Origin of the sequence: Aquimarina muelleri DSM 19832, assembly GCF_000430665.1 — a bacterium.
GTDB classification, from domain to species: domain Bacteria; phylum Bacteroidota; class Bacteroidia; order Flavobacteriales; family Flavobacteriaceae; genus Aquimarina; species Aquimarina muelleri.
Genome location: NZ_AUML01000026.1, coordinates 73,806 through 81,283 on the forward strand (window position 1 = coordinate 73,806; position 7,478 = coordinate 81,283).

General features: G+C 27.3%; 8 protein-coding genes. 3 read left to right on the forward strand and 5 right to left on the reverse strand.

The annotated features are described in order from the left end of the window. Positions 1 to 75 precede the first annotated feature (75 nt). Together H527_RS0111580 and H527_RS0111585 are read left to right on the forward strand one after the other, a co-directional pair. Positions 76 to 1,521, forward strand: a complete 1,446-nt coding sequence (locus H527_RS0111580; RefSeq protein ID WP_035087980.1) for a nicotinate phosphoribosyltransferase — start codon at positions 76 to 78, stop codon at positions 1,519 to 1,521. Positions 1,522 to 1,688: 167 nt separating this feature from the next. After that, positions 1,689 to 1,880 (forward strand): cold-shock protein, encoded by a 192-nt coding sequence (locus H527_RS0111585; protein WP_027412874.1) that lies wholly within the window; start codon positions 1,689 to 1,691, stop codon positions 1,878 to 1,880. 283 nt (positions 1,881 to 2,163) lie between these two features. Here the strand turns inward: H527_RS0111585 and H527_RS23155 are convergent, their stop codons facing one another. The 4 genes from H527_RS23155 to H527_RS21940 all read right to left on the reverse strand — a co-directional run bounded on the left by H527_RS23155 (position 2,164) and on the right by H527_RS21940 (position 5,921). Next, a complete protein-coding gene (locus tag H527_RS23155; RefSeq protein ID WP_051316733.1) occupies positions 2,164 to 3,543 on the reverse strand; it encodes a 2OG-Fe(II) oxygenase in 1,380 nt (459 codons plus the stop codon). 73 nt (positions 3,544 to 3,616) lie between these two features. Beyond that, positions 3,617 to 4,228, reverse strand: a complete 612-nt coding sequence (locus tag H527_RS0111595) for a Crp/Fnr family transcriptional regulator (protein WP_081414600.1) — start codon at positions 4,226 to 4,228, stop codon at positions 3,617 to 3,619. A 188-nt stretch (positions 4,229 to 4,416) separates the two neighbouring features. Continuing rightward, complete coding sequence (locus H527_RS0111600; protein WP_027412876.1) at positions 4,417 to 5,124, reverse strand: LytR/AlgR family response regulator transcription factor; 708 nt, start codon at positions 5,122 to 5,124, stop codon at positions 4,417 to 4,419. Beyond that, complete coding sequence (locus H527_RS21940; protein WP_162143817.1) at positions 5,121 to 5,921, reverse strand: sensor histidine kinase; 801 nt, start codon at positions 5,919 to 5,921, stop codon at positions 5,121 to 5,123. The genes H527_RS0111600 and H527_RS21940 overlap by 4 nt, the downstream gene beginning before the upstream one ends. Positions 5,922 to 6,487: 566 nt before the next feature. Here H527_RS21940 and H527_RS0111610 point away from each other — a divergent pair. Next, positions 6,488 to 7,063, forward strand: coding sequence for a nuclear transport factor 2 family protein (locus tag H527_RS0111610; protein WP_027412877.1), 576 nt, complete (start codon positions 6,488 to 6,490; stop codon positions 7,061 to 7,063). Between the two features lie 72 nt (positions 7,064 to 7,135). Here the strand turns inward: H527_RS0111610 and tnpA are convergent. Beyond that, positions 7,136 to 7,478 (reverse strand): IS200/IS605 family transposase (gene tnpA / locus H527_RS0111615; RefSeq protein WP_027412878.1); only part of this gene is annotated, 343 nt, incomplete at its 5' end.

A 7,478-nucleotide genomic window follows, 5' to 3' on the forward strand; every position in this document is an offset into this window, starting at 1 on the left:
ATTTTATCTAATTCTAATGTTTTTTTAATAAAAATAATTTATATTTGCGTATAAATAACGCAAAATAAAATTAATATGAATCCACTACTATTAACAGACGGTTATAAATTAGGTCATAAAGAGCAATATCCTGATCAGACAACACTTGTATATTCTAATTGGACACCTAGAAAAAGTAGAATAGAAGGGGTAGATAGCGTAGTGTTTTTTGGGCTACAGTACTTAATTAAAGAATATTTGATTAAACAATTTAATGAAGAGTTTTTTAATCAACCAAAAAAGGAAGTGGTAACAGAATATAAAAAATATGTAGATCATTACTTAGGAGTAGATTACAATACTTCACATATAGAAGATTTACACGATTTAGGATATTTACCTATCGAAATCAAAGCTATTCCAGAAGGAACAGAAGTACCTATTAGAGTACCTATGTTTACCTTGGTAAATACAAAACCAGAGTTTTTTTGGTTAACTAATTATCTGGAAACTTTATTGTCTAATATAATTTGGCAACCATGTACCTCTGCAACTATTGCTAAACAGTATAGAAAAATACTAACCAAATATGCTTCAGAAACAGATATTGATAATGTAGGATTCGTTACTTGGCAAGGTCATGATTTCTCTATGAGAGGAATGTCTGGTACCGAGTCTTCTATTTTAAGTGGTATGGGGCATGCACTTTCTTTTTCTGGTAGTGACACACTTCCGGTAGCTAAAGCATTCGAAAATTTTTATAATACAGATGTAACGAAAGAACTTGTTATTGGTAGTGTAAATGCTACAGAACATAGTGTAATGTGCGCTGGTAGCAAAGACGATGAGATTGGTACGTTTAAAAGATTGTTACATACCTATCCAACAGGGATTTTGTCTGTAGTATCTGATACTTGGGATTTATGGAAAGTATTAACCGAATATCTTCCTAAATTAAAAGAAGAAATTCTGAGTCGTGACGGAAAATTAGTGATTCGTCCAGATTCTGGAGATCCTGTAGATATTATTTGTGGATGCAAACACGATAACCCTATCGTTGCAAAAGGAGTTATAGAACTACTTTGGGAGGAATTTGGAGGAACAATTAACAAACAAGGCTACAAATTTTTAAATCCTAAAATAGGAGCAATCTATGGCGATAGTATTACTATAGACAGAGCAACACAAATATGCGAACGCCTTAAAGAAAAAGGTTTTGCATCTACTAATGTAGTTTTAGGAATAGGAAGTTTTACCTACCAATACAATACCAGAGATACATTTGGGTTTGCAATGAAAGCAACATATGTCGAAGTGGATGGAGTAGGTAGAGAAATCTTTAAAGATCCTATTACTGATGATGGAACTAAAAAATCTGCTAAAGGATTAATTCAGTTATATCAAGATAATGGGCAAATTACTTTTAAAGATCAGGTAACACAAAAGGAAGAGAAAGAAGGTCTTTTAAAAACCATATTTATCGATGGTAAATTGATTATAGAAGATAATCTGTCTGAGATTAGAAAACGATTAGAAGCATAAAAAATATCTAAAAGAATCTGTAAATAGGTGGAGTATAGAATTATAATCTCTGGTTTTTTAGTCTATTTTTATATTTTTATTTAAAAAATGAATTAATTAACTATATATCAAATTAATAGCCTTATATTTGCAATTCAAATTTTATAATAAATTTTAATTACATTACAATGAATAAAGGAACAGTAAAATTCTTCAATGATGCTAAAGGTTTTGGATTTATCACTGAAGAAGGTGCTAACAAAGATCACTTTGTACACATTTCTGGATTAGTAGACGAAATTCGTGAAGGCGATGAAGTTGAATTTGATCTACAAGAAGGTAACAAAGGATTAAACGCAGTGAACGTTAAAGTTATCTAATACATATACTTTCAAGTTTAAAAAAAAGCCCATCACTAGTGATGGGCTTTTTTATTACAACTTTTTCCATATCTTAATCAACTTGTTAACAGAATATAAAAGATATATAGAATCAGGTATTATACGATTTACGGATGAGAATTACGTATAAATAATTGCAAAGGTTTTTCGCTAGATTGATGAATCAAATTAAAGAATAGTCATAGCTATTGTTTCATTTTATGAAGAAAATATAGTAGAAAAAGAATGCGATTATATGCGAGATTTTTATTCGTAAATCGTATTATATCTTTTTAGTAGTAATAACCCCATTATATCCAGCTCCATAAATTCTATTTTTTAATATAGCTATATCTTGGATAAAGTTATCTGAGTTAAGCATTTCTTCCGTTTTATATAATTTTTTATCGGTTAGAATTACTTTATTATCTTCTCCACAAGTTATAATCCTTTCGTTATGACAAATAATTGATCTAATAATATCATTATGCACTTTAATTTTATTTATTTTTTTAGTGTTCATAAAAAATTTAAGTAGTATTCCATTCTTTGATCCAATATAGATTATATTATTTATTAATGTACTTAAGCAAAATAATGGTTGATCATGAGTATAAATACATTTAGTAACTCCCAATCTTATATTTGTTTCATTTACAGTATTATCTTCACTACAAGTAATAATAGTGTTATCACTTTTAATAGATAACCCCCATATCCAACCTTCATGAATTTTTATTGTTTTTAGTATATTTAAATCTGAATTTAACACATATAGTTTACCACTTGTTCCTACTGCAATAATATTTTTATTGATGTCTATTTTTATATTTAAGATCATTTCATCAAAAAGAATAACCGATATAATTTTACCCGATAAATCCCATCTTTTTATAGTAAAATCTCTTGAACAGGATATAAATTCAGACTCGTTAAAACAAATCATTTTTAATATCGATTTAGAATGAATACTAATAGTATTTAGCAATTCAAGATCTGTATTCCATAATTTTATTTTTGTATCTCTTCCACAACTTAAAAACCTGTCTTCGTTTAGTTTTAGCAAGTTCCAAATATATCCATCGTGATGAGTGGTTTTGTTTTGCTTTTCAATTATAATATCGGATCTAAGAATATATTTATTTCCTTGAGTAACCAAAGCTCCCTTATGCCATATTTTATGATCAAAAATAATTAATTTTCCTTTCTTAGGAATAATAGTCTTTATAGGGTGTTCGTCTATTTTGGAAGTATAAAACTCTGTATACCCTCCTTCAAAACATTCGGCACCATTAAGGTATAATAAAAATGTAAATTTAGATTCAGAAGTACTACTTGGATAGTAGGTACCATCTTGATGTTTAGAAAATAATTGGTCTTTTTGGTATTTACAAAATCTAATTCGTTCATTTATACCTATAACCTTATCTTTTATCTCTTTTTTAAATGCGGTTATATCTTTTAACCTATTAAAAAGCATAGAAGATAATAAGGGATTATCCTCTACAATACGGTCATTATTTCTATAATACTTAGGATAATGTCCTATAGCAGATTCAAAATTTTCTATTCTGGATTGTAATATTGTTTGTATTTCTTCATCAGAGATAAAATTATCAATTTCTATGATGCGCAAATTTTGTATAGCTGTACTCTTGCTCATAAAAAATATTTAAAGATTTTTGTAAATCAAAGTTCTTCGAAATATAGATGATGAGCATTGATGTATGGTAAGATTATTTTTTAATAGATACTTTTCGAATTCTACTCAAAGACTCTGGAGTAACTCCTAAATACGAAGCTATATAATGGTGTGGGATTAAATTAAGTAAATTTGGATAGCATTTTATAAAAATATCATATCTCTCAGAAGCGCTTTGATACTGTAATGATTCTATTCTTTCTATTGCCAATACGTAATTGAATTCTGCTATTAATCTACCAAAAGTATTAAAAGATGAACTTATGCTGTATAAATTTTTCCAATCACTATATGGAATTGAAATCAATTTACCTGGAACTATACATTCAATAATTTCATTGCTTGGCTGTCCTTTTAAAAGACTTACAAATGAAGCTACCAAAGGATTTCTGGATTCATAATTAAAATAACTAGTAATCTCTTTTCCGTTTTTTAATTGATAAACTCTATAGATTCCTGAAATAACAAACTTTAAATATTTACAAATTTGTCCTTGTTTAACTATTATATCTCCTTTATCATAAATCTCTATAGAAAGTTTAGGTTGTAGTTCTTCTATATCTATTTGTGAAAGATCTACCCAGCTAGAAATAAAATTAATTAATCTTTTAGATTCTTTAAGTTCATCCATATAATGCAATATCATAAATAATTACACTTTTTCCCATAAATGATATAATTATTATAAATTATATTTACTAATTATCTACTTTATTAGTTATTAAAAACAAATACTATAGTTATCCAAATATATAAACTCTTTTACGAAGAAGTGCATCCCTTAAGCTTATAAAGAAACAGAATGCCAAGGATGTTTAGAGAGTAGTGATATAATTATAAGCCTCTTAAATTTTCTTTATAATTGTTACTTATTGGAATTTCAATAGCACCAATTTCTATATCATTTTTTGTATAAGCAGTAATCTTATTCTGGTTTACTATATAAGATCGGTGAATACGAATAAAACGAGAATCTAACTCTTTTTTAAAAGCAGTAATACTATACTTTATAGTATGAGATTCATTCATTAAATGAATTTTCACATAATCTTTTAAACTTTCAATATATAAGATATCATCAAAAATAACTTTTACTTTTTTCCGATTTTTAGACACAAAAATAAAGTGATCATTTGTCATGGCGGGAGTAGAACTAGAAAAGGTTTCTTTTTCTTTTAAGAATATAGATTGTTGTTCTTTAAATTTTTCTATTGCCATAAAAAAACGAGCAAACGTAATAGGTTTCAGTAAATAATCAACCGCATTTAATTCAAATCCATCTACAGCATAATCACGATATGCAGTTGTAAAAATTACTTTTGGTTTTTGGAGTATATTTTTAAAAAAATCTATTCCTTTTAAAACAGGCATTTCTATATCTAAAAACAATAAATCTATAGTTTGTTCTTGTAAAATAGCACTTGCTTCAATTGCACTAGCGCAAGAACCAACTATTTCAAAACCAGATAACTGCATTAAATGAGTTTCTATTAAATCTCGAGCTAATTCTTCATCATCAATAATTAAGCATCTGTAAATCATTTAGAAATCAGTTTTAAAGTTAATACATAAGATTTTTTTTTATCCTTTATTTCTAAAGAATAGTTTGTAGAATATAATAAGTCTAATTGTTTTTTAACATTATTTAATCCGATGCAATCAATACTTTTTTCTACATGTGTTTTTGATTTAGAGTTTTTGATATTAAAAATAATATAATCCCCTTCAAAACTAATTTTTATACTAATAAATGCCTCTTTCAATTCTTGGCTCACACCATGTTTAAAAGCATTTTCAATAAAAGTTAATAATATTAATGGTGCTATTCTTACATCTTGTTGAATATCCTTTTCAAAAGAAATCTGAACACGTTTTCCGTATCTAACTTTTTCTAAAGAAAGATAATTCTCAATTAATTCAATCTCTTTTTGAAGCGATACAAATATATCGTTACATCTATAGAGCATGTAATCCAAAATGTCAGATAATTTTTCGATTACTTCTGGAGTCTGATCCGATTTTTTGATGGCCAAAGCATATAAATTATTCATCGTATTGAATAAAAAATGGGGATTTAACTGGTGCTTTAGAGCCGTGAGTTCTGCTATTTTTTTCTGCTCATTAAGTTTAAGATATCTTTGTTGATTTTTATAAAATTGAACCATTAATAATAACGCAGTAGGGGTTAAGAATTTAATGGATTTACTTAAAAAAACAGAAAAAGAAGAAAGCCTTTTTAAAAATGGATCTTCAGCATATTTTTTAGCAATTTCATTATAATATTGAACATATTTTGGTTCATAGAAATACATATGAATAGTAACATACAAAACAAACATTGTAACTAATAAAATAATTAACCAAAAGATAAATAAAATAGTCTTTTTTGTATTTAAAAACTTTGGAATTAAAATAAATAAACAAACATAAGCTGTGATTATTTGGGGGATTATAATTTTGCATGTAGAATGAAATAACTGAATATACCCTGCTTCAAAATTGGTAACATTAGAAGAAAGCATAAAATATAAAAAAACACACAACCAAAACAGTGAGTGCTTAAAAAGTATAGAACTAAAAAGAGGATATTTATTTTTTAAAATGTTCATATGGCTAGCTAAAATACAATTCTACAACCGAATAGTATAAAAAAATTGCCCGAATGGATTTTTAAGCTGTAGTATAGCTTGTTTAGGTAGACAAAATAGCTATTCTATTATAGTTCCCTTTCTGATAGCTTAAAAAGTAATTTGGTCTATTTATTTTAAATGATAAATACTTCATTGATACTTTTGAAGAGATTTAAAATCTAGTATCGTGAAAAAAAAGTTACAACTTTCTTTTTTACTTCTAGCATTTCAATCTTATCAATTTATCAAACTAAATCAAAATTAAATCTATCATCATGAAACATATATTAGCAACAGTATTATTTTCGCTATTTTTTTTAGGAGCAGTAAAAAGTCAAGATATTACAAAAGAAGAATTACAAATAAGAGCGTTTACGAATAGAGATTATAGCAGGGTCATTAACTATGATAAAAGTTTTGTAAGTGATGATAGGCTTTTTTATGAGAGTTTATACCCTAGCCAGAATAGTATTCAAAAATTATCGGATGTAGAATTAGTTAAAAAAACCCTTAAAAAATATATAGAAGGAAGTTCTTACAACAGATTAGAAATGTTAGAAAGTGCTTTTACAGTAGATGCAACCTTATACTTAACTGTTAGAGATGAATTTAAAAAATTAACACTTAATGATTATATAGCTTTTTTTAAAAACAATAAGGAAGGGGAATTTAATGGACGAATAGGCAATATTTTATCTACAGAAATTCATCATGACATTGCTATAGCAAAAGCAGAAATTTTAATTTCAGAAAGAAAAAATCGGTTTATAGATCTTTTTTTACTAAAAAAAACAAAAGATGGATGGAAAATAATTAGTAAAACCGCAACAAGAACGGATAAAGAAAGATAATTTTAAAATAACTGAACCACTATGGACTTAAAGTCCATAGGTTCGGGCTCGTGACTTAAAGTCACCCAATGGTCATTTCTCGATTATGAAATTCGTTGCATTACCATCATCTGGTCTTCGATGATGCTCCAAATACTCATTTACCATTTCATCAGTAATATTACCAGTACTCCAACAACCATATCCAATACCCCAAAAATGTCTGCCCCAATATTTATGCTTCAATTCAGGAAATTCCTCTTGAAGCTTTCTAGAACTTCTACCTTTTAATTTCTTAACTAAATCACTTACTTTTTGAGATGGACGATACTCTAAATGCATATGAACGTGATCTTTAGAAATCACTCCCTTTAAGATTTGAATATCCTCAGAATCACATATTTGTATCAATAGAGAACGACAGCGTATCTGAATA